Here is a 21,855-nt window from a genome sequence, read left to right as displayed (position 1 = left end):
CCGGCTTCCCCCGGCCCGTACGGCTACCGGCCCTCCGCCGGCGCCTCCGCCTCCGGAAGGTCCAGCACCGCCTGCGCGCCGCCGCCCTCCGCCGAGCCGAACTCCAGCCGCGCCCCCAGCACCACCGCCTGGCCCACCGCGATCGTCAGCCCCAGGCCGTGCCCGGTGCCACGCTCCGGCGCCGCCGTGCGGAACCGCCGCGGCCCCTGGTCCACCAGCTCCGGCGGATAGCCGTCACCGTGGTCGCGCACCGTGATCCGGGTGCCCTCCACCAGCACCTCGATCGGCGGCTTCCCGTGCTTCGCCGCGTTGCCCAGGATGTTCACCAGGATCCGCTCCACCCGGCGGGCGTCCGTCGCCACGATCCGGCCCTCGCCGGCCACCTCGACCGACACCTCGTCGACCCCACGCTGACCCTGCGCGCGCTTCACGATCCCGCGCACCAGCGACGGCAGTTCCACCTCGTCGAGCTGCGCCCGCTCCCGGCCGGCGTCCAGCCGCGACACCTCCAGCAGATCCTCGACCAGCACCCGCATCGTCTGCGCCCGCTCCCGGACCATCTCCACCGCCCGCGGGTGCGGCAGCAGCTCCGCCGAGGCCACCAGGCCGGCCACCGGCGTCCGCAGCTCGTGCGCCACGTCCGCGGTGAACTCGCGCTCCGCCTCCACCCGCGCCGCCAGCGACGCCGCCATGTGGTGCACCGACCGGCCCAGTTCCGCGACCTCGTCCCGGCCGCCGGCCGCCAGCGCCTCCGGGTCCGGCGGCTCCCCCGCCGCGATCCGGCGCGCCGCCGCCGCGCTGTGCCGCAGCCGCCGCGACAGGCTCTGCGCCACGAACCACGCGACCACCGCCATCAGCGCCACCGTGGCCGCGCCGGCCACCACCAGCGCCTTGTCCAGCGCCCGCTGGAGCGGGTCACGGTCCGGGTAGGGCGCCGACACCGACAGCACCTTGCCGCCGTCGACCTCCGTCGCCGCCCACACCCGGGGGTCGCCGCCACCGCTGATGTACGTACCGGAACGGCCCTCGCGGACCGCCTCCATCAGCACCGGCGGCAGCGTGGAGTCGTCGAGCTGCGCGCCGAGCGCGAGCAGGCTGTCCCGCTGGTAGACCTGGAGCGCCGAGCTGAGCAGGCTGTCCTGGTACGACTGCGCCTGCCCGGCGCGCTCCACGGCCGAGATGTGGTGGACGGCGAGGCCGAGGAGGACGACGGCGAGTGCGGTGACGAAGGAGATCGCGAGCGCGATCCGGCCACGGATTCCCATCACGCGATCGAGTACGTTTCCCGCGACTCACCGAGGGGCGTGGCCCCCGTGTAGTCGACCTCCAGGCCGGTGAACGCCATCTTCCCGTCGACGTTCTTCGCGCCGTAGAGCCGGAAACGCGCCGGGAAGGACGTCACACCCGCCCCGTTCGCACCTCGTGACACCTGCACCACACCATTGCCCTCGGCGCCGTCCAGCGCGTAGTGCGCCCAGGTGATCCCGCTCGCCACCATCCCGGCGTCCGCGCACGTCAGTGTGATGATCTCCGGCTCCACGACCGGCTCGCCCAGCCCGCACTCGCGCACCCCCGGGGTCTTCGCCGGCGCGGCGTCGACCTTCGCCTCGCCCACCCCGCGCGGCGCCTTCGACTTCTGGGCCGCCGCCGTCTTCGGGGCGTCGGACACCGCGCTCGCACGGTCCTGCGCCTGGCTGAACCACACGCCACCGAACGCCACGGCGGTCACCGCCGCGAAGACCGCCACGACGGTACGCGGTCTGGCCCGGCGAGACTCGGCACGGTCGGCCATCGGCCTCTCTTCCTGGGTGGGGACGTGCTGATGAGGGGGTGCTGCCCGCCCTCAGCTCTGAGGACGGTGAATTCGGGCGACGCGTTCCCTTCATGCCTATATCAGGTTCCCTCCCGCCCTGCCTCGCCCGAGTGACCTATCTCCCTCACCCCCACCCCACCGGTTTGAGCCGTCGCACAGCGCGCAGACGCATCACGCCCACCCGTACGAGCACTGTCGGCGCACCACGCGGCCGAGCCGAACGAGAGGAAGCCGAGCCGTGTCCACCGGCAGCAGCCCCGAGGCGGAGACCGAGACGACGACCGACCCGGCGGCGGTCAGACGCCACCCCGCCCTGTTCCGGGCCGTCGCCCGGCGCCGCAACCCCCCGCTGCGGCGCACCGACATCACCGTCACGGACGAGGCGACCGTCCGCCGCGCGGTGAAGGCGGCGGCCCTCGGCAACGCGATGGAGTGGTTCGACTTCGGCATCTACAGCTACCTGGCCGTGACCCTCGGGGACGTCTTCTTCCCCTCCGGGAACGACACCGTCCGGCTGCTGTCCTCGCTGGCCACCTTCGCCGTGGCGTTCCTCGTCCGGCCCCTGGGCGGCCTGTTCTTCGGCCCGCTCGGCGACCGCGTCGGCCGCAAGCGCGTACTGGCCCTGACCATGATCCTGATGGCCTCCGGCACCTTCGCGATCGGCCTGATCCCCTCCTACGCGACCATCGGCTTCTGGTCACCGGTCCTGCTGATCTGCTTCCGGATGCTCCAGGGCTTCTCCACCGGCGGCGAGTACGGCGGCGCGTCCACCTTCATAGCCGAGTACGCGCCCGACAAGCGGCGCGGCTTCTTCGCCAGCTTCCTCGAAGTCGGCACCCTCGCGGGCTACATCGGCGCGGCCGGCCTCGTCACCCTCATGAGCACGACGCTCGGCTCGGCGGCCATGGCCGACTGGGGCTGGCGGGTGCCCTTCCTGGTCGCCGGCCCGCTCGGCCTCGTCGGCCTCTACCTCCGGCTGAGGCTGGAGGACACCCCGGCCTACCAGAAGCTGGAGGAGGAGAGCGGGAGCCCGGCCGGGGAGCCGCTCAGCAGCGAGAGCGCCGAGCTGAAGCAGATCTTCGTCACCCAGTGGTCGCGGCTGCTGCTGTGCGTCGTGCTGGCCGGCGCGTACGGCATCACGGACTACATGCTGCTGTCCTACATGCCGACGTACCTCACCGACGAGCTCGGCTACGACGACGCCCACGGCCTGGTGATCCTGATCGTCACGATGGTCCTGCTGATGCTGCTGATGACCTTCGTCGGCCGGCTCAACGACCGCCTCGGCCGCAAGCCGCTCCTGATGGCGGGCATGGGCGGCTTCTTCCTGCTGTCGGTCCCGGCGTTCCTCCTCCTCAAGCAGGGCGGCCTGGTGGCGGTCTCCGGCGGCATGCTGATGCTCGGCCTCCCCCTGGTCTGCCTCCTCGGCACGATGTCCTCCGCCCTGCCCGCCCTCTTCCCCACCCCGGTCCGCTACGGCTCGCTGTCCATCGGCTACAACCTCTCGACGTCCCTCTTCGGCGGCACGACCCCACTGGCGGTCACGGGCCTGATCCACGCCACGGGCAGCGACATGGCCCCGGCCTTCTACGCGATGGCCGCGGCGCTGGTCGGCATGGTCGCGGTGGCCTGCATGCGCGAGACGGCCCGCCAGCCGCTGGAGGGCTCCCCGCCGTCGGTCTCCACGAAGGAGGAGGCGGCGGAAATAGTGACGTCCCGGGCGCCGGACCCGAAGTTCTGACACGTCCAGCCTTCGGCGTAACTGTCCGATGATCCCTTCGTTGAGGAGTTCGAGGCCGCGAACGTGTGGACGCGGCCGTGCCCAGGACTCTGAAGCCATTACCGGTGAGTGAGGGTTCCCGGACGCGGCCGCGGGTCCGGGAACCCTCCGCCGGTCCGTACGGAGGGGAACCATGCCGGTCAGGTACACATGCGAGATGCTCGTCGAGGTCGCACGCGCCTCGGCGTCGTACGACGAGGCGGTGCGCCGGTGCGGTGGCACGTCGACACCGGGCAGCCGGACGTACATCCGGGCCAGGATGGCCGAGCTCGGGGTGGACACCTCGCACTTCACGACGAGCCGGGTCCGCCACACAGAGGCGACGCTGCGGGAGCTGGTCGCTCTTTCGGGAAGCGTCGTGGAGGTGGTGCGGCGACTCGGCATCAGCCCGGTGGGCGGGAACCAGGCTCATATCGGGCGGCGAATCGCGGCGCTCGGCATCGACACCTCTCACTTCTCGGCGGCTCGCACCGGGCCGAAGCGGGCTTCCAGGAGCCTGCTCACGATGGGCTCACCGTCGGACGGACGCGTCTCGGGCCAGAGACTGCGCCGGGCACTGCTGAAGACCGGTGCGGACGAATCGTGCGCCGAGTGCGGGAACGGCACTGTATGGAACGGCGAACCCCTCCGGCTGGAGGTGGACCACCTCAACGGTGACTGGTGGGACAACCGGCCGGAGAACCTCCGCTTCCTCTGCCCCAACTGCCATGCGGTGACCGATACCTACCGCGGCCGGAAGCGAAGGAACCCAGCGTGACACAGCGCGCCTCGTACACCGAGGACCGGCTGACCAGGACGGCCGCTACGTCCACCAGCCTCATCGACATGCTGCGCAGACTCGATGCCCCTCTCGGCAGTGGGCCGCTCAGATACCTCCGCAGTCGTCTCGACCACTACGGCATAGCCACCGGGCACTTCGTCGAGGAACCTCTCCCCCCACGTGCGCGGCGCAGCTACTCCAAGGAACTACTGGAGGAGGCGGCCACCCGTTGTCACAGCATCCGGGAGATGCTCGAGTACATGGGCGTTCCGCCGTATGACAGCGCGTACAGCCACCTCGGCAGGAAGCTTGAGCGCTACGGTATCGACACCTCGCACTTCACAGGCAGGCGGGGAAACCGTGGGGCGACGCTGATTCCGGAGATCGAGCTACGGAAAGCGGTCGCCGAGTCCTACAGTCTGGCCGGGGTGATGCGGACGCTGGGGCGGCCCAACGGTGGAGCGGGCCGCGCACTGGCCAAGCGGAGCATCGCGACGTACGGGATCTCCACATCGCACTTCGTCGGGCAGGGGCATCAACGCGGACGGCCCTCGCACAACCGGAAGAACGCCTCGGAGATCCTCCGGAGACTGCCGCCAGGTTCGCCTCGGACAAAGACCGTTCTCCTCCGGCGGTCGCTCGACGAGCTCGGCGTCCCTCACGTCTGTGGCGCATGCGGTATCAGCGGCACCTGGCAAGGCAAGCGACTCGTCCTGGAGATCGACCACATCAACGGCGACCGCCTGGACAACCGCACCGAGAATCTGCGGTATCTGTGCCCGTCCTGCCACAGCCAGACCCGCACGTTCTCGAACAGGTCATCCCGTACAACAGTCCCTTCGCGGGCGTGTGGCGAGGCACAGTACAGTGGGCGCCACGGGTCCGTACCCCAGCTGGCCAAGAGGGCGCCGGTTTAGGTCCGGTGTGTCGTGGGTTCGAGTCCCACCGGGCCCACTTCGGAAGTGCGCGGCGCCGATCGGTGCCGCGCACTTCGCGTTCATCACCCCAGCAGCTCCCGGACCACCGGCACCAGGCCCCGGAACGCCTTCCCCCGGTGGCTGATCGCGTTCTTCTCCGCCGGGGTCAGTTCCGCGCAGGTGCGGGTCTCGCCCAGGGGCTGGAGGACCGGGTCGTAGCCGAAGCCGCCGGTGCCCGACGGCTCGTGGCGCAGGGTGCCCTCCAGACGGCCTTCGACCACGCGCTCCGTGCCGTCCGGGAGGGCGAGGGCCGCGGCGCAGGCGAAGTGCGCGGCGCGGTGTTCGTCGGCAATGTCGCCGAGCTGGGCGAGGAGGAGGTCGAGGTTGGCCTTGTCGTCGCCGTGGGTGCCGGCCCAGCGGGCCGAGAAGATGCCGGGGGCGCCGTTGAGGACGTCGACACAGAGGCCGGAGTCGTCGGCGACGGCCGGGAAGCCGGTGGCGCGGGCCAGGGCGTGGGCCTTGAGGAGGGCGTTCTCGGCGAAGGTGACGCCGGTCTCCTTGACGTCCGGGATCTCGGGGTAGGCGTCGGCGCCGACGAGCTCGACGTCGAGGCCCGCCTCCTCCAGGATGGCGCGGAGCTCGGTGACCTTGTTGGCGTTGCGGGTGGCGAGGATCAGGCGCTTCATGGGTGGGATTATCCCGGGTGCTCCGGCCGTGTCCCCCGGGGCCCGCTCACTTCGACGTGCAGACCTTCGCCAGTTCGCCGGCCGCGTCCTTGACCGGTGTCAGGTCGGGCGCCTTGTTCTGCCGCTCGGCCTCGCGGACGTTGGCCACGGCCGTCTGGAGGTGGTCGAGGGCCTTGCTCACATCCGTGTCGTCCGTCTTGTCCTTGAGCTTCCTGGTGTCCTTGTCGAGGGTGTCCAGGATCTTGTCGGCCTTGCCGGGGTCCTGGGCGGCGTCCGTCACGGCCCGCTGGAGGTCGTCGACGTCGTTGGTGATCTCGACGCCGAGGCGGGCGCAGTCGACGGCCTTCTGGGCGGCGGAGCAGCCGGCGGCCAGCGGCAGGGCGAGCGCGGCGGCGGCCAGGACGACGGCGGCCCTGGTGCGGTGGCGTGCGGGCATGGCGGTTCCCTTCCGGTGCGTGGCCACGGGCGTACGGCCGCGGCGCTTCGCGGTCGTACGCCCGTGTCTGTATCCCTAGGAACGCTCGTACAGGGCCTTACGGTTGCCCGTCAGAGGGTGCGGGCGAGGGCCTCGCGCTGGGCGGCGTCGAGCTGTCCGCAGCCCGCGACGGCGAGGTCGAGGAGGGCGTCGAGCTCGGCGCGGGCGAAGGGCTGGGCCTCGGCGGTGCCCTGGACCTCGACGAAGCGGCCGTCGCCGGTGCAGACGACGTTCATGTCGGTCTCGGCGCGGACGTCCTCCTCGTAGCAGAGGTCGAGGAGGGGGGTGCCGTCGACGATGCCGACGCTCACGGCGCTGACGGTGCCGGTCAGCGGCTGCCGGCCGTGCTTGATCAGCTTCTTGCCCTGGGCCCAGGTGACGGCGTCGGCGAGGGCGACGTAGGCGCCGGTGATGGCGGCGGTGCGGGTGCCGCCGTCGGCCTGGAGGACGTCGCAGTCGAGGACGATCGTGTTCTCGCCGAGGGCCTTGTAGTCGATCACGGCGCGCAGGGAGCGGCCGATGAGGCGGGAGATCTCGTGGGTGCGGCCGCCGATCTTGCCGCGGACGGACTCGCGGTCGCCGCGGGTGTTGGTGGCGCGGGGCAGCATCGAGTACTCGGCGGTGACCCAGCCCTCGCCGGAGCCCTTGCGCCAGCGGGGGACGCCCTCGCTGACGCTGGCGGTGCAGAAGACCTTGGTGTCGCCGAAGGAGACGAGGACGGATCCTTCGGCGTGCTTGCTCCAGCCACGCTGGATGGTCACGGGGCGGAGCTGGTCTGGGGTGCGGCCGTCGATGCGAGACATGGTGATGAGCCTATCGGCACCGCGGCATTGCGAAGGGCCCCGCTCCGGTTCATTGCGGCGAACCGGGCGCGGGGCCCTCGGCGGGAGCTCAGTGGCTCACATCATGTCTTCGATCTCGCCGGCGATCGGGTCGGCGTCGGTGCCGATGACGACCTGGATGGCGGTGCCCATCTTCACGACGCCGTGCGCGCCGGCGGCCTTGAGGGCGGCCTCATCGACGAGTTCCGGGTCGGCGACCTCGGTGCGGAGGCGGGTGATGCAGCCCTCGACCTCTTCGATGTTGTCGATGCCGCCGAGCCCGGCGACGATCTTCTCAGCCTTGGTGGCCATGTCCACTCCTGGTTGTCTCGGCCCTTCGGCGATCCCGCCGACCGGCTTTCACACGGTAACCCACGTTCAGCCCAACTACGCGGGCGTATGTCCGCCATCTGACGAAAGATGGCGTCCACAATGGCGATCACCCGGCGCTGCGCTCCGGGGGCCGGACAACACACCGCAAGTGGTCTACACCAGTATGCGGCAAAGCACCGAGTGACTGTCGCCGGGGCGGCAGGCCGGGAGGACGCAGATGAGTTCGAACGCCGCGGCGGTGCCCCGGGGGAAGAAGTGGACGCAGGTCCTCTTCCAGAACCTCCAGAAGATGGGGCGCAGCCTCCAGCTGCCGATCGCGGTGCTGCCGGCGGCGGGCATCCTCAACCGGCTCGGGCAGCCGGACGTGTTCGGCAAGGACGGCCTGGGTTGGACGGACGTGGCGAAGGTCTTCGCGGGTGCGGGCGGCGCGCTGCTGGACTCGGGGCTGGGGCTGCCGCTGCTGTTCTGCGTGGGCGTGGCCATCGGGATGGCGAAGAAGTCGGACGGTTCGACGGCGCTGGCCGCGGTCGTGGGCTTCCTCGTCTACTTCTCGGTGCTGCACCAGTTCCCCGAGGACTGCCCGCGCGAGACGGTGTTCGGCGGGGCGGGGCTGTGGAGCGGGGTGTGCGTCTCGACGGGCGGCACGGCGGCCCCGGCGAGCTTCCAGAACCCGGGGGTGTTCGGCGGCATCGTGATCGGGCTGCTGAGCGCCTGGTTCTGGATGCGGTTCCACCGGGTGCGGCTGGTGGACTGGCTGGGCTTCTTCAACGGGCGGCGGCTGGTGCCGATCCTGATGTCGTTCGTGGCGCTGGTGTTCGCGGTGCTCTGTCTGTTCGTGTGGCCGCCGGTGGGCGACGCGCTCACGGACTTCAGCGAGTGGCTGTCGGACCTGGGCTCGGCGGGCGCCGGTGTCTTCGGCGTGGCGAACCGGGCGCTGCTGGTGGTGGGGCTGCACCAGTTCCTGAACACGTTCATGTGGTTCCAGTTCGGCGACTACACGAAGCCGGACGGGACGGTCGTGCACGGTGACATCAACCGGTTCCTGGCGGGTGACCCGGACGCGGGGCAGTTCACCACCGGGTTCTTCCCGATCATGATGTTCGCGCTGCCGGCGGCGGCGTTGGCGATCGCGCATTGTGCGAAGCCGCACCGCCGGAAGGTGGTGGGCGGCATGATGCTCTCGGTGGGCCTGACGTCGTTCGTCACGGGCATCACGGAGCCGGTGGAGTACTCCTTCCTCTTCATCGCTCCGGTGCTGTACGCGATCCATGCCGTGCTCACGGGTGTGTCGATGGCGGTGACCTGGGGCTTCGGGGTGCACGACGGTTTCAGCTTCTCGGCCGGCCTGATCGACTATGTGATCAACTGGGGGCTGGCGACGAAGCCGTGGCTGATCATTCCGATCGGGCTGTGCTTCGCCGTCCTCTACTATGCGATTTTCCGCTTCGCGATTACGAAGTTCGATCTGCCGACGCCGGGCCGGGAACCGGAAGAGGTGGCGGAGGAGATCGAACAGGAGAACGTGAAGTAAGGGGTCAGTGACGCTGCGCCGGGATTCGCTTCCCGGCGCGACGGCCCCCGAGCCTTGGGCTCGGGGGCCGTTTCCGCTGCGCGGCTCCTGTGGGCGAGACCACGGGGAACTACGGATTCCTTTATCCCGGACTCACGTGCTACAACAGGTCTAAACCACTGAGTGGTGTAGACCAGATTGCGGGCCGTCCCCCCTTACCCCCCGAGCGCCCGCCTCACCTGGAGGAATCCGATGAGTAAGAGCGCCAAGGCGGCGAAGACGGCGCCTGTCGCCGCCGAGCCGGAGAAGAAGAAGTTCGGCGCCGGCGCGATGGCGATCGCCCAGCGCATCGGCCGCAGCCTGATGCTGCCCGTCGCGGTGCTTCCCGCCGCCGCGCTGATGGTCCGCCTGGGCCAGGGCGACATGCTGGGCAAGGAGTCCTTCCCGGCGTTCCTGAACAAGATCGCCGAGTTCATGTCCGCCGGTGGTGGCGCGATCCTCGACAACATGGCGCTGCTGTTCGCCGTGGGTGTCGCGATCGGCTTCGCCAAGAAGTCGGACGGCTCGACGGCGCTGGCCGCCGTCGCCGGTTACCTGGTCTTCTCGAAGGTGCTGGCCACCTTCACCGACGGCAGCCTCCCGAAGAAGGCGGCCGTGGTCGACGGCAAGGTCGCCATGGTGGAGCAGGCGGTCGACGCCAAGGTGCTCGGCGGTGTCGTGATGGGCATCGTGGTCGCGCTGATCTACCAGCGCTTCTACCGCACCAAGCTGCCCGACTGGGCGGGCTTCTTCGGCGGCCGCCGCCTGGTGCCGATCCTGTCGTCCTTCGCGGGTCTGCTGCTCGGTGTCGTCTTCGGTTACATCTGGCCGGTCCTCGGCACGGGTCTGCACAGCTTCGGTGAGTGGCTGGTCGGCTCCGGCGCGATCGGCGCGGGCATCTTCGGTGTCGCCAACCGCGGTCTGATCCCGGTCGGCATGCACCACCTGCTGAACTCCTTCCCGTGGCTCCAGGCCGGTTCGTACGACGGCCCCAAGGGCACCGTGAACGGCGACATCGCCCGCTTCCTCGCCGGTGACCCGAACGCCGGCCAGTTCATGACCGGCTTCTTCCCGATCATGATGTTCGCGCTCCCCGCGGCCTGCCTGGCGATCACCCACTGCGCCCGCCCGGAGAACCGCAAGGTCGTCGGCGGCATGATGTTCTCGCTCGCGCTCACCGCGTTCGTCACCGGTGTGACCGAGCCGATCGAGTTCACCTTCATGTTCGTCGCGCCGGTGCTGTACGCGATCCACGCGGTGCTGACCGGTGTCTCCATGGCTCTGACCTGGGCACTCGGCATGAAGGACGGCTTCGGCTTCTCGGCCGGCGCGATCGACTTCCTGCTGAACCTGGGTATCGCGTCCAAGCCGTGGCTGCTCGCCCTGGTGGGTCTGTGCTTCGCCGCGATCTACTATGTCGTCTTCCGCTTCGCGATCCTCAAGTTCAACTTGAAGACGCCGGGCCGTGAGTCGGAGGAGGAGTCCGCCGAACTCAAGGCGTGACCCCAGGACGCGGTTCTGAACCGTAAATGAAGAAATGCCCCCGGAATCCCTTGGATTCCGGGGGCATTTCCGTTGCACACCTTTAATGGCGGCCATAACGGCCCAGCGAACAACTAAATTTCATACACCGCGCCCGTACGCGCAAGTTCCGTCGGACCGTCGAAGACATCCCGCGCGTCACGCAGGTTGGTCAGCGGATCGGTCCACGGCGGGATATGCGTGAGCACCAGCCGGCCGACCCCGGCGCGGGCCGCGTGCTCCCCCGCCTCACGGCCGTTGAGATGGAGATCGGGGATGTCCTCCTTGCCGTAGGTGAACGACGCCTCGCAGAGCAGCAGGTCCGTGCCGAGCGCGAGCGTGTGCAGCGCCTCGCAGGGGCCGGTGTCGCCGGAGTACACGAGCGAGCGGCCGTCGTGCTCGACGCGGAAGGCGAACGCCTCGACGGGGTGGCGGACCCGGTCGGTGCGGACCGTGAGCGGGCCGAGGGCGAAGGCGCCGGGCGTGAGGGTGCGGAAGTCGAAGACCTCCCCCATGGAGCGCTCGTCGGGTACGTCGCCGTAGGCCGTGGCCAGCCGGTGCTCGGTGCCCTCGGGCCCGTACACGGGCAGGGGGCCGGCGCGGCCGCCCTCGTGCCGGTAGTAGCGGGCGACGAAGTACCCGCACATGTCGATGCAGTGGTCGGGATGCAGGTGGGACAGCAGGATGGCGTCGAGGTCGTAGAGACCGATGTGGCGTTGCAGCTCGCCCAGGGCTCCATTGCCCATGTCGAGCAGCAACCGGAAGCCGTCGGCCTCTACGAGGTAGCTCGAACAGGCCGATCCCTCGGACGGGAACGACCCCGAGCATCCGACGACGGTGAGCTTCATACGGGCCTGAACCTCCGTGGGCCGGGTACGGGGGGCCATGCGGTCCGTCGAGAGTAAGGCGCGGATCCGGCGGTCGCTCCTCCACGAGCTGGGGTTGTGGTTGAAGTCACCGGTACGGCGGCACGGCCGGGCGGCCCCGCCCGGCCCGCGCGCCCCCCGGCCGGGGGCGGAGGGGGCCATGAGGCGGGACGGCGTACGGGCGCGGTCAGGCCCAGAGCTGCCCGTGCAGCGTCTCGACCGCTTCCTCGTCCGTGGCGGCGGTGTAGACGCCCGTGGACAGGTACTTCCAGCCGCCGTCGGCGACGATGAAGGCGATGTCGGCGCGCTCCCCGGCCCGTTCGGCCTTGCGGGCCACGCCGAGGGCGGCGTGCAGGACGGCGCCGGTGGAGACGCCCGCGAAGATGCCCTCCCGCGCGAGGAGTTCACGGGTGCGGCGGACGGCGTCCTCGGAGCCCACGGAGTAGCGGGTGGTGAGGACGGACGCGTCGTAGAGCTCGGGCACGAAGCCCTCGTCGAGGTTGCGCAGGCCGTAGACGACGTCGTCGTAGCGCGGCTCGGCGGCGACGATCGACACGCCGGGCACGTGCTCGCGCAGATAGCGGCCGACGCCCATGAGGGTGCCGGTGGTGCCGAGGCCGGCCACGAAGTGGGTGATCTCGGGGAGGTCGGCGAGGATCTCGGGGCCGGTGGTGGCGTAGTGCGCGCCGGCGTTGTCGGGGTTGCCGTACTGGTAGAGCATCACCCAGTCGGGGTTGCGCTGCGCCAGCTCCTTGGCCCGGCGCACGGCCGTGTTGGAGCCGCCGGCGGCGGGCGAGGGGATGATCTCCGCGCCCCACATGGCGAGCAGCGCGCGGCGCTCCTCGCTGGTGTTCTCCGGCATGACGCACACCATGCGGTAGCCCTTGAGCTTGGCCGCCATGGCGAGGGAGATGCCGGTGTTGCCGGAGGTGGGCTCCAGGATGGTGCAGCCGGGGGTGAGCCGGCCGTCCTTCTCCGCCTGCTCGATCATGTGCAGGGCGGGGCGGTCCTTGACCGAGCCGGTGGGGTTGCGGTCCTCCAGCTTGGCCCAGACCCGGACCGTGCCGGACGGGGAGAGGCGCGGCAGGCGGACGAGCGGGGTGTTGCCCACCGCGGCCAGGGGGCTGTCGTAGCGCACGGCGCTCAGACCATGCCGCCGGCCACGGCCGGGAGGATGGTGACGCTGTCGCCGTCGGTGAGCTCGGTGGTGATGCCGGCCAGGAAGCGGACGTCCTCGTCATTGAGGTAGACGTTGACGAAGCGGCGCAGCTCGCCGCCGGCGGCCTCGTCGACGAGGCGCTCGCGGATGCCCGCGTGGCGGGTCTCCAGGTCCTTGAAGAGCTCGTCGATCGTGGCGCCGCTGCCCTCGACGGCCTTCTTGCCGTCGGTGTAGGTGCGGAGGATGGTCGGGATGCGGACCTCGATGGCCATGGCTGTGCTCCTGTCGGAGTGCGGGGTCGAATCGCGCGGGACGCGGGGGCTCACATCGTGAGAACCATGGGCGCATCGTATCGATTCCTTGTGCGCGCCCCGGAAGTTCGTCCCGCGATGCGGACCCTCCCGTCTCAGGACGTGGCACCCGGTGAGCGGCCTCAGTAGCTGTCGACGATCTTCACGTCCTCCTCCGTCACCACGCCGTCGACGATGCGGTACGAGCGGAACTGGAAGGGTCCGGCGTCATCGGTGTCGGCGGTGGAGACGAGGACGTAGTGGGCGCCCGGCTCGTTGGCGTAGGTGAGGTCCGTGCGGGAGGGGTAGGCCTCGGTGGCGGTGTGCGAGTGGTAGATGATCACGGGCTCCTCGTCGCGGTCGTCCATCTCGCGGTAGAGCCTGAGCAGGTCGGTGGAGTCGAACTCGTAGAACGTGGGCGACCGGGCGGCGTTGAGCATGGGGACGAAGCGCTCGGGGCGGTCGGTGCCGGCCGGGCCGGCGACCACGCCGCAGGCCTCGTCGGGGTGGTCGGCGCGGGCGTGCGCGACGATCTGGTCGTACAGGGCCTGGGTGAGGGTCAGCATGCCCGACAGGATAAGCAGAGGGCCCGTCCGTACCGAGGGGGGTGGTACGGGCGGGCCCGGTGCTGCGGGTACTGCGGGATGCTGCCGTGACGCGGGGTGCGTCAGGCGGCGTGCTCGGCCTCGGCGCGCGCGTCGGCGGCCAGCTTCGCGTAGTGCTCCGTGGACTTGCGCTCGAAGGCCGCGGGGTTGCGGCGCTTGAGGACGAGGTAGGAGACGCCCATGATCAGGCCCCAGAGGGGGGCGCAGTACAGGGAGACCCGCGAGCCCTCGTCGATGCCCATCAGCACGATCACCATCAGGATGAAGGCGAGTGCGAAGTAGCTGGTCCAGGGTGCGCCCGGGGCCCGGAACTCGGACTGCGGGAGCTCACCGCGGTCGGCCTTGCGACGGTAGCGGAGCTGGGCCACGAGGATCATGATCCAGGCCCACATGCCGGAGATGGTCGCGAAGGAGACGACGTAGTTGAACGCCTCGCCCGGCCACTGGTAGTTGATCCACACACCGACGAGCATGAGCACGGCGGAGAAGGTGGTGCCGCGCAGCGGCAGGCCGGACTTGGTCAGCTGTCCGAAGAACTTCGGGCCCTGGCCGTTGAGCGCGAGGTCGCGCAGCATGCGGCCGGTGGAGTACATGCCGGAGTTGCAGGAGGACAGCGCCGCGGTGAGGACGACGAAGTTGACGATGCCGGCGCCGGCCGGGAGGCCGATGCGGGCGAAGGCCTCGACGAAGGGGCTCTTGCCGGCCTCGAACGCGGTCCACGGGACCACGGACAGGATGATGATCAGCGCACCGATGTAGAAGACGGCGATCCGCCACGGGACGGTGTTGATCGCCTTGGGCAGGGTCTTCTTCGGGTCCTTGGCCTCGCCCGCCGTGACGCCGACGAGCTCGACGGCGAGGAAGGCGAACATCACGATCTGGAGCGTCATCAGCATGCTGGTGATGCCGTCGTCGCCGGCGAAGAAGCCGCCGTGGGACCAGAGGTTGCTGACGGAGGCGGTGTCCCCGGCGTCGGAGAAGCCGAGGGTGAGGACGCCGATGCCGATCAGGATCATGCCGATGATGGCGGTGACCTTGACCATGGAGAACCAGAACTCCAGCTCACCGAAGAGCTTCACGGAGATCAGGTTGGCGAGGTAGAGGACGACGGTGAAGATGAGCGCCGACACCCATTGCGGGATTGATTTGTCCCAGTAGTGCACATAGGTGGCCGCCGCGGTCACCTCGGTGATCCCGGTGACGACCCAGAAGAGCCAGTACGTCCATCCGGTCACATAGCCGAAGAACGGGCCGAGGAACTCCCGTGCGTACTCCGAGAAGGAGCCCGACACCGGTCGGTACATGAGCAGCTCACCGAGAGCGCGCATGATGAAGAAGATGACCAGGCCCGCGAGGGCGTAGGCCAGGATGAGGCTGGGTCCGGCCTTGGATATGGCCTTGCCCGCGCCGAGGAACAAGCCGGTGCCGATGGCGCCACCAATGGCGATCATCTGGATCTGTCGGTTGCCCAGTCCCCGCTGGTAACCCTCGGAAGCGCCATGTCCGCTTCCGTTCTGCCGTGCGGCCGCCGCGCTGGCGGTACGGTCCGCGACCTTCTCAGAGGTCATGGTGGTGCGCCTTTCTCCATACCGATCCGGCCATTGCGGATCGGGTCCAGATCCCCCCGGAAATGGAGTCCTGCATGCCGACGGTCGGTCGGCGGAGCGCTCCCGCCGTGACATGGGTGGCGTCACGGAGGCAGGTCGTGAAGATTTATCACGAGTGACACGGAGATCGTCCGGGCGGGTGTGAGGCACACCACAAGCGAAGTAGGACAAAAGTAAAAGTGGCGGCCATAGGCCGCCACCACAGTGACGCGATCGTTATCCGAAAATGAGCGTTCGCTGAGCGGACACTCATGTCATGTTCATGAAAATTGCCCTATGAATTCATGACATAGGGGTCCGCCGGGGGCTCGCGCCGCCCCTCGGGGGACCCGCCCCTACCCCGTCATCGCCTCGATCAACGTCTCTTGCAAGCCACCGAGCCAGAGATAGGCCATCACCATCGGCTTGCGCGGGTCCTCGTCCGGCAGCCGGAACAGCTCCTCGGTGTCGTCGTCCTCCCGGACCTCCAGCCGGGTGCCGATGGCGAGGCGCAGGTCGTTCAGCGCGCCGAGCCAGCGCCGGCACTCCTCCGGCGACAGCCGCAGCACGGCGCCGCCCTCGGCCAGGGACAGGGCGTCCAGCGAGCCGACGACGCCCAGGGCGTCCTCGCGCTTGCGGGCGCGCAGGTCGTTCTCGGTGTAGCGGCGGAACTCGGAGGCGTACGCGCGCTCGCGCTGGTCCTGCTCGCTGCCGGGGTCGCCGTAGGCGTCCGGGAAGAGGCGGGCCAGCGCGGGGTCGGCGGGCGGCTCGCTCGGGCCCTCGGCGAACAGCCGGGCCAGCGGATCGGCCTCGTCCGGGCCCTGGCTCTCGCCCGGCCCGATCAGCTCCAGGAGCTGCACGGCCAGGCTGCGCAGGATGGAGATCTCGACCTCGTCCAGGGCGACGGCGGCCCCGCCGCCGGGCAGCGGCTCGAAGTGCCCGGCCATCAACGGTCCTGCGACAGGGTCGCCCACAGCCCGTAGCCGTGCATCGCCTGCACGTCACGCTCCATTTCCTCGCGGCTGCCGCTGGAGACGGTGGCGCGGCCCTTGTGATGGACGTCGAGCATCAGCTTGTGCGCCTTGTCCTTGGAGTAGCCGAAGTAGGCCTGGAACACATACGTCACATAACTCATGAGGTTGACGGGATCGTTGTGGACCAGGGTCACCCAAGGGACATCGGGTTCGGCCACGGCGAAGGGGGATTCGCCCGTCTCGGGTCGCTCGATCTCGACCGGTGCAACACTCACGCTTCCCATGCTGCCACTCACGGCCGCGCGATGCACAAAGGGGTCCCCACCCGGCACCGTGTCCGGCGCCGGGCCCGTCCCCGCCGGGCTCCCCGTCATGTCGATCACAGAAATCGTCACTCTGACGAGTATTGGGGGTAGCATCTGGACCATGAACGCTGCGGACTTGAGGCTGCCGGTGGACGTGCCGTCGACGGCCCTTTTCACGGACCGGTACGAGCTCACGATGCTCCAGGCCGCGCTGCGGGCCGGCACCGCCGACCGGCGCTCGGTCTTCGAGGTCTTCACCCGCCGGCTGCCCGAGGGCCGCCGCTACGGCGTCGTCGGGGGCACCGGCCGGGTGCTGGACGCCGTCGAGAACTTCCGCTTCGACAGCGGGGTGCTGGACTTCCTCGCCGACCGGCGGATCGTGGACGAGCCGACGCTCGCGTGGCTCGCCGACTACCGCTTCCGCGGGGACATCTGGGGCTACCCCGAGGGCGAGGTCTACTTCCCCGGCTCCCCCGTCCTGCGGGTCGAGGGCACCTTCGCCGAGGCGGTCCTCCTGGAGACCGTCATCCTGTCGATCCTCAACCACGACTCGGCCGTCGCCGCCGCGGCCTCCCGGATGGCCGTCGCCGCCGGCGACCGGCCGCTGATCGAGATGGGCGCCCGGCGCACGCACGAGCTGGCGGCCGTCGCCGCCGCGCGCGCCGCCTATGTCGGCGGCTTCGCCTCGACGTCCGACCTCGCGGCCGGCTTCCGATACAACATTCCGACCGTCGGCACCAGTGCGCACGCCTTCACACTGCTGCACGACAGCGAGCGGGACGCCTTCCGCGCACAGGTCGACTCCCTCGGCGGAAGCACGACCCTGCTCGTCGACACCTACGACGTGACCGAGGCCGTCCGGATGGCCGTGGAGATCGCCGGGACGGAGCTCGGCGCCGTCCGGATCGACTCGGGCGACCTGCTGCTGCTGGCCCACCGGGTGCGCCAGCAGCTCGACGAGCTCGGGGCGGTCAAGACGAAGATCGTCGTCACCAGCGACCTGGACGAGTACGCCATCGCCTCGCTGGCCGCCGCGCCCGTGGACGCGTACGGCGTCGGCACCCAGCTGGTGACCGGCAGCGGCCACCCCACCTGCTCGATGGTCTACAAGCTCGTGGCCCGCGCGGACGCGGCCGGCCCGGACGCCCCGCTGCGGCCGGTGGCGAAGAAGTCCATGGGCGGCAAGACCTCCATCGGCGGCCGCAAGTGGGCGGCCCGCCGGCCGGACGCCGACGGCGTGGCCGAGGCCGAGGTCGTGGGCACCGGCCCGGTGCCCGCGGAGCTCGCGGACCGGCAGCTGCTCGTCCAGCTCGTCCGGGGCGGCGAGACCGTCGCCCGGGAGCCCCTGGACGCGGCGCGGGACCGGCACCGGGCGGCGCTGGCGGGGCTGCCGATGTCGGCGATACAGCTCTCGCGCGGCGAGGCCGTGCTGCCGACGGAATACCTCTGAGCCCCCGCCCCTGACGGACGCCGGAACGACGCCCGGGGCGACCATGGGAGAGGGGGCCGTGCGCCCCCGGTGCGCCGGACACCCTCTCCCATTACGCCGGAGGAGTCACTACCCTCGGTCACACAGCGACTTGATCCGCACTGTCGGCCGAGGGCCCTTCCCTTAAGGATCCGCACTATGCAGCGTGCACTGATCGTCGTCGACGTGCAGAACGACTTCTGCGAGGGCGGCAGCCTCGCGGTCGCCGGCGGCGCCGACGTCGCCGCGGCCATCACCGACCTGGTCGGCGAGGCCTCCGCGGGCTACCGCCATGTGGTCGCCACCCGCGACCACCACATAGACCCCGGTGATCATTTCTCCGACCACCCGGACTTCGAGCACTCCTGGCCCGCGCACTGCGTGGCCGGCACGGAGGGCAGCGGCTTCCACCCCAACTTCGCCCCGGTGATCGCCTCCGGCGCCATAGACGCCGTCTTCGACAAGGGCGCCTACACCGCGGCCTACAGCGGCTTCGAGGGCACCGACGAGAACGGCGTCTCCCTCGCCGACTGGCTGCGGGAGCGGGGCGTGACCGAGGTCGACGTGGTGGGCATCGCCACGGACCACTGCGTACGGGCCACGGCGCTGGACGCCCGCCGGGAGGGCTTCGCGACGCAGGTCCTGCTGGACCTCACGGCCGGGGTGGCCCCCCGGACCACGGAGCGGGCCCTGGAGGAGCTCCGGGACGCGGGCGTGGAGCTGAGCGGCAAGCCGGTCGTCCAGGGCGGCTGAGCCGGGCCCTGAGCCCCGCGCGACCGCGGCCGGTACGGCCGTCAGCCCCCGGAGGCGCCGGAACCGGCGGGCCTCCGCAGCAGGCTCCGTATCGGATGCCAGGACTCCGTGTCGTCGTCCGGGGCCGCGCGCCAGACCAGGCCGTCCGGGTGGTGCAGGACCGCCGTTATCTCGTCCGGAGTGGGCGGCTCGGTGTTGCCCCGCAGGTAGACCGCGCGCAGGCCGAGGTTGCGGAGCCGGGTGAGGGCCCGCTGGCGGTTCGCGGCGTGCACCAGGACCCGGACCCGCCCGCCGGGCGCCCCGCTGCCGCCGGGCGGGCTGGGCAGCGACAGGGCGACGACCACGCTGCCGCCCGGGAGCTTGGCGAATCCGCCTCCGGCCACCCGCGCCACCTCTTCCCCTCGTCGTCCCGGTGCCGGTCAGGACCGGTCAGGGGCCGCTCACGCCCCGCCGGAAACCGGCTCCCGGGCGGGAGTGTCAATAACGGCCCCCCGCCGGTCATCTAAACGCGATCGGCCGCCGCCCGCTAGAGGGCGACGGCCGATACGTCTCTGACCTGCGATGACGCCGATTACTCGGGGATCACTTGCCGGAGGGGCCCACCTGGAGGGTCATCGTGGAGCCGCTCGGCGCCTCCGTGAGGATCTTGATCCGGGTGTTGGTGTCAGTAAGCTGCACGCCGCCGGTCGGGTTCGTCCTGTCGAAGTACGAGCCCTTGCGGTCGTCGAAGACCGGCGTGCCCAGCTTGCCCTTGACCCGGGCGGCGACGCCGTCCCGGTGCAGGGTGAAGCCGTCGGTCGGGAACCAGCTGAAGGTCGAGTCGTACGCCTGGATGCCGTTCTTCATCAGCGAGCCGTCGGCCCACTTCTCGGCCTTCGCGTGCGCGTCGACGGGCAGGATACGGCCGACACCGGGGTGCGCGCTGACGTTGTTGTCGATCTGGGAGGTGTCCCACTTCCAGATCAACAGGCCGTTCTGGTACGGGAAGTGCTCCACCCAGGACGGACGGTCCTTGCGCCAGCCGAAGTTGTACGGGCCGACCTTGAGGGTCTTGTCGTACGACACGTACTGACGGTTCTCGGCGATGTAGTACTGCGCGTACTCCTTGGTGAAGGACTCACCGATGCGCGAGAAGCCCTTGGCCGTCCAGCCGTTGTCGTCGCCCTCGGCGCCGTCCGTGAACAGCGGGGCGCCGTCGGCGGTGAGGGTGATGGCGTCGGCGGTGAAGCCCTTGCCCGAGGTGCCGCCGTCCGTCAGGTAGCGCAGACGCAGGTCGAACTTCTTGCCCGCGTAGGCGTCCAGCGGGTAGGCGAGCTTCTTGTACGCGCCGGAGACACCCGTCAGGGCCGGCTTGTCGGCGCCGTCGCGCGGGATGGACCTGCCGTCGGCGGTGCCGTCGAGCGGGGTCCAGTTGGTGCCGTCCGTGGAGGCCTCGACGTAGAGGTAGTCGTAGTTGGCCTCGATGTCCCACCAGCCGGAGAGGTCCAGCTGCGCCTTGGACTTGCCCGTGAGGTCGACGGAGCGGGTGAGGGTGTTCTTCAGGTCGTCGCCCTGACCGCCCCACCACTGCTTGCCGCCCTCGGCCGGCTTCACGACGTCCGTCTTCACGGCCTTCGCGGGCAGGTCGACGACGAGCGCCTGCTTGTCCTTGGTGTTGTACTCGGCCACGCCCAGCTTGTGCGTCGACTTCGTCGCCGCCTTCGCCTTGGCGTAGTTGAGCCAGCCGAGCTGGAGCTTGTCCCAGGCGCTCATGTCACCGGGGAGGTCGCCGATGGAGTCCTTGCCGTTGCCCAGCCAGGAGCCGGAGGACATCAGCGACCAGTAGGCGACCGAGGACTCGCCCTTGCCGGAGGTGTCGTACTCGTCGGGCAGGCCCAGGTCGTGCGCGTACTCGTGGGCGAAGACGCCGAGGCCGCCGTTCTCCGGCTGCATGGTGTAGTCGCCGACCCAGATGCCGGTGTCACCGATCTGGGTGCCGCCCGCCTTGTTGCCCGAGGGGCCGGTGCGGCCGGTGTCGGCGCCGTAGGCGTACCAGCGGTGGGCCCAGATGGCGTCGGTCTTCTGCGCGCCGCCGCCGGCGGACTCGTCCTCGCCGGCGTGGACGATCTGGAAGTGGTCGATGTAGCCGTCGGGCTCGTTGAAGTTGCCGTCGCCGTCGAAGTCGTTGCGGTCCCACTGGTCGTACTTGGCCAGCTCCGCCTTGATCTCGGCGTCGGAGCGGCCGGCGGCCTTCTGGTCCGCGGCCCACTGGTTGACGCCGTCGCGCACCAGGTCCCAGGCGCTCGGGCAGTTGGTGGAGCCGCAGTAGTTGGAGCCGTAGCGGGCCTCGTTGAAGGGGACCTTGACCCAGTCGGTCACCTGGCCCTCGACCGAGTAGCGGCCCGAGGACTGCTTCTCGTAGTACTTGGCGAGGGACTCCTTGCTCTTGTCCTTCGAGAAGTACAGGTCCTGGAAGTGCTGCCGGTTGTAGTCCTTCTGCCAGGCCGTGCTGTTGTCCTTCGCACGGTCCGGCTGGTCTATCCGGTTGTGGGCGGGGCCGGGTGCGCCGCCGAACTTCTTGACGGGCGGCTTGGGCCCGTCGGGGCCGTCCGGGTCGTACATCGTGGTGTCGTCGACCTTGTCGCCGAACTCGACCAGGACGGTGAAGATGCGGTCGGTCTTCTCGCGGGCGAGCTCGACGTACTTGCCCTTGCCGAGCTGGACGACCTTCGAACCACCGCGCTGCTCGGTGCGGGCGTCACCGGCTATCACCTTGTCGAGCGCGGCCTTGCGCTCCGCCTCGCGCTTCTTGGTGAACGGGCCCTTGAGGTCGTGCTCGACGCCGCGCCCGGCCTGCTCCGGGTCGCTGCGGACGACGCCGGCGGGGTGGTCGGTCCCGCTGTCGCCCGTGGCACCGGCCGCCTGAGCGAATCCGGCCGAAAGGGTCGTAGCGCCCAGCACGACGGCCGTGGCCACGGCCGCGGATCTGGCGACCCTCCGTTGGCTGCTTTTCACTTGTGTCTGTCCTCCCCAGTAACAACTGTGGAGGTATTTGACCGGAGAGGCTCCGGAAAAGACAGACCTTGACTGAAGCCGCTAGAGCAAGTACGTTATCCGACCTTTAAGTTGCGGATTTCGGACATCAACCGGCGCGTTGATCTCACCAGTTGGACGGCGCGATGCCGCCGTGCGCCCCCCGTGCTCCGGTACCGTGG

Annotated in this window: 22 protein-coding genes and 1 tRNA gene; 8 read left to right on the top strand and 15 right to left on the bottom strand. The window is 70.0% G+C overall.

Annotated elements, in window-relative coordinates:
• Window positions 1–23: 23 nt before the first annotated feature.
• Window positions 24–1,265 (bottom strand): sensor histidine kinase, encoded by a 1,242-nt coding sequence (locus tag SMD11_RS21295; protein ID WP_087927960.1) that lies wholly within the window; start codon window positions 1,263–1,265, stop codon window positions 24–26.
• On the bottom strand, window positions 1,265–1,792 hold the full coding sequence (locus SMD11_RS35505) for a hypothetical protein (protein ID WP_087927959.1): 528 nt from the start codon (window positions 1,790–1,792) through the stop codon (window positions 1,265–1,267). The genes SMD11_RS21295 and SMD11_RS35505 overlap by 1 nt, the downstream gene beginning before the upstream one ends.
• Before the next feature lie 259 nt (window positions 1,793–2,051).
• Here SMD11_RS35505 and SMD11_RS21285 point away from each other — a divergent pair, with 259 nt between their 5' ends.
• The 4 genes from SMD11_RS21285 to SMD11_RS21270 all read left to right on the top strand — a co-directional run bounded on the left by SMD11_RS21285 (window position 2,052) and on the right by SMD11_RS21270 (window position 5,307).
• Entirely contained in the window at window positions 2,052–3,554 is a 1,503-nt protein-coding gene (locus SMD11_RS21285) for an MFS transporter (RefSeq protein WP_087927958.1), read from the top strand.
• Between the two features lie 172 nt (window positions 3,555–3,726).
• Window positions 3,727–4,350, top strand: a complete 624-nt coding sequence (locus SMD11_RS21280; RefSeq protein ID WP_087927957.1) for an HNH endonuclease signature motif containing protein — start codon at window positions 3,727–3,729, stop codon at window positions 4,348–4,350.
• 68 nt (window positions 4,351–4,418) lie between these two features.
• Window positions 4,419–5,270, top strand: coding sequence for an HNH endonuclease (locus SMD11_RS21275; RefSeq protein ID WP_107422013.1), 852 nt, complete (start codon window positions 4,419–4,421; stop codon window positions 5,268–5,270).
• Window positions 5,232–5,307, top strand: a tRNA-Leu gene (locus SMD11_RS21270). The genes SMD11_RS21275 and SMD11_RS21270 overlap by 39 nt, the downstream gene beginning before the upstream one ends.
• Before the next feature lie 46 nt (window positions 5,308–5,353).
• On the opposite strand, the gene rdgB is transcribed toward SMD11_RS21270, so the two are convergent.
• The 4 genes from rdgB to SMD11_RS21250 all read right to left on the bottom strand — a co-directional run bounded on the left by rdgB (window position 5,354) and on the right by SMD11_RS21250 (window position 7,564).
• On the bottom strand, window positions 5,354–5,956 hold the full coding sequence (rdgB, locus tag SMD11_RS21265) for an RdgB/HAM1 family non-canonical purine NTP pyrophosphatase (protein ID WP_087927956.1): 603 nt from the start codon (window positions 5,954–5,956) through the stop codon (window positions 5,354–5,356).
• A gap of 46 nt (window positions 5,957–6,002) precedes the next feature.
• Window positions 6,003–6,392, bottom strand: a complete 390-nt coding sequence (locus tag SMD11_RS21260; protein WP_087927955.1) for a hypothetical protein — start codon at window positions 6,390–6,392, stop codon at window positions 6,003–6,005.
• A gap of 110 nt (window positions 6,393–6,502) precedes the next feature.
• Window positions 6,503–7,234, bottom strand: a complete 732-nt coding sequence (gene rph / locus SMD11_RS21255) for a ribonuclease PH (protein WP_087927954.1) — start codon at window positions 7,232–7,234, stop codon at window positions 6,503–6,505.
• 96 nt (window positions 7,235–7,330) lie between these two features.
• Window positions 7,331–7,564 (bottom strand): glucose PTS transporter subunit EIIB, encoded by a 234-nt coding sequence (locus SMD11_RS21250; protein ID WP_087927953.1) that lies wholly within the window; start codon window positions 7,562–7,564, stop codon window positions 7,331–7,333.
• Between the two features lie 238 nt (window positions 7,565–7,802).
• Here SMD11_RS21250 and SMD11_RS21245 point away from each other — a divergent pair, with 238 nt between their 5' ends.
• Window positions 7,803–9,116 carry a PTS transporter subunit EIIC gene (locus SMD11_RS21245; RefSeq protein ID WP_087927952.1) on the top strand — a complete coding sequence of 438 codons (1,314 nt, stop codon included), beginning with the start codon at window positions 7,803–7,805 and terminating at the stop codon, window positions 9,114–9,116.
• 231 nt (window positions 9,117–9,347) lie between these two features.
• Window positions 9,348–10,637, top strand: coding sequence for a PTS transporter subunit EIIC (locus tag SMD11_RS21240; RefSeq protein WP_087927951.1), 1,290 nt, complete (start codon window positions 9,348–9,350; stop codon window positions 10,635–10,637).
• Window positions 10,638–10,750: 113 nt separating this feature from the next.
• On the opposite strand, the gene SMD11_RS21235 is transcribed toward SMD11_RS21240, so the two are convergent.
• The 7 genes from SMD11_RS21235 to clpS all read right to left on the bottom strand — a co-directional run bounded on the left by SMD11_RS21235 (window position 10,751) and on the right by clpS (window position 16,419).
• A complete protein-coding gene (locus tag SMD11_RS21235; protein WP_087927950.1) occupies window positions 10,751–11,503 on the bottom strand; it encodes an MBL fold metallo-hydrolase in 753 nt (250 codons plus the stop codon).
• Window positions 11,504–11,708: 205 nt separating this feature from the next.
• Window positions 11,709–12,659, bottom strand: coding sequence for a PLP-dependent cysteine synthase family protein (locus tag SMD11_RS21230; protein WP_087927949.1), 951 nt, complete (start codon window positions 12,657–12,659; stop codon window positions 11,709–11,711).
• 5 nt (window positions 12,660–12,664) lie between these two features.
• Window positions 12,665–12,952: a MoaD/ThiS family protein gene (locus SMD11_RS21225; RefSeq protein ID WP_087927948.1), complete on the bottom strand. Its 288-nt coding sequence runs from the start codon at window positions 12,950–12,952 to the stop codon at window positions 12,665–12,667.
• 161 nt (window positions 12,953–13,113) lie between these two features.
• On the bottom strand, window positions 13,114–13,536 hold the full coding sequence (locus SMD11_RS21220; protein ID WP_087927947.1) for a Mov34/MPN/PAD-1 family protein: 423 nt from the start codon (window positions 13,534–13,536) through the stop codon (window positions 13,114–13,116).
• Between the two features lie 101 nt (window positions 13,537–13,637).
• Window positions 13,638–15,143, bottom strand: a complete 1,506-nt coding sequence (locus tag SMD11_RS21215) for an amino acid permease (RefSeq protein ID WP_087927946.1) — start codon at window positions 15,141–15,143, stop codon at window positions 13,638–13,640.
• 374 nt (window positions 15,144–15,517) lie between these two features.
• Window positions 15,518–16,108: a DUF2017 domain-containing protein gene (locus SMD11_RS21210; RefSeq protein ID WP_087927945.1), complete on the bottom strand. Its 591-nt coding sequence runs from the start codon at window positions 16,106–16,108 to the stop codon at window positions 15,518–15,520.
• On the bottom strand, window positions 16,108–16,419 hold the full coding sequence (clpS, locus tag SMD11_RS21205; RefSeq protein ID WP_087930643.1) for an ATP-dependent Clp protease adapter ClpS: 312 nt from the start codon (window positions 16,417–16,419) through the stop codon (window positions 16,108–16,110). Before clpS ends, SMD11_RS21210 begins: the two co-directional genes overlap by 1 nt.
• A 142-nt stretch (window positions 16,420–16,561) precedes the next feature.
• Between clpS and SMD11_RS21200 the strand changes: the two genes are divergently transcribed.
• The gene (locus tag SMD11_RS21200) at window positions 16,562–17,890 is read left to right on the top strand and encodes a nicotinate phosphoribosyltransferase (RefSeq protein WP_087927944.1); all 1,329 of its coding nucleotides are present in this window, start codon (window positions 16,562–16,564) and stop codon (window positions 17,888–17,890) included.
• A gap of 177 nt (window positions 17,891–18,067) precedes the next feature.
• The gene (locus SMD11_RS21195; RefSeq protein WP_087927943.1) at window positions 18,068–18,661 is read left to right on the top strand and encodes an isochorismatase family protein; all 594 of its coding nucleotides are present in this window, start codon (window positions 18,068–18,070) and stop codon (window positions 18,659–18,661) included.
• Window positions 18,662–18,702: 41 nt separating this feature from the next.
• Here the strand turns inward: SMD11_RS21195 and SMD11_RS21190 are convergent, their stop codons facing one another.
• Window positions 18,703–19,044, bottom strand: a complete 342-nt coding sequence (locus tag SMD11_RS21190) for a hypothetical protein (protein ID WP_087927942.1) — start codon at window positions 19,042–19,044, stop codon at window positions 18,703–18,705.
• 199 nt (window positions 19,045–19,243) lie between these two features.
• A complete protein-coding gene (locus tag SMD11_RS21185; RefSeq protein ID WP_087927941.1) occupies window positions 19,244–21,655 on the bottom strand; it encodes an immune inhibitor A domain-containing protein in 2,412 nt (803 codons plus the stop codon).
• Between the last annotated feature and the right edge of the window lie 200 nt (window positions 21,656–21,855).

The organism is Streptomyces albireticuli, from assembly GCF_002192455.1.
Taxonomy (GTDB): Bacteria; Actinomycetota; Actinomycetes; order Streptomycetales; family Streptomycetaceae; genus Streptomyces; species Streptomyces albireticuli_B.
This window is presented reverse-complemented; position numbering and strand designations above follow the sequence as displayed.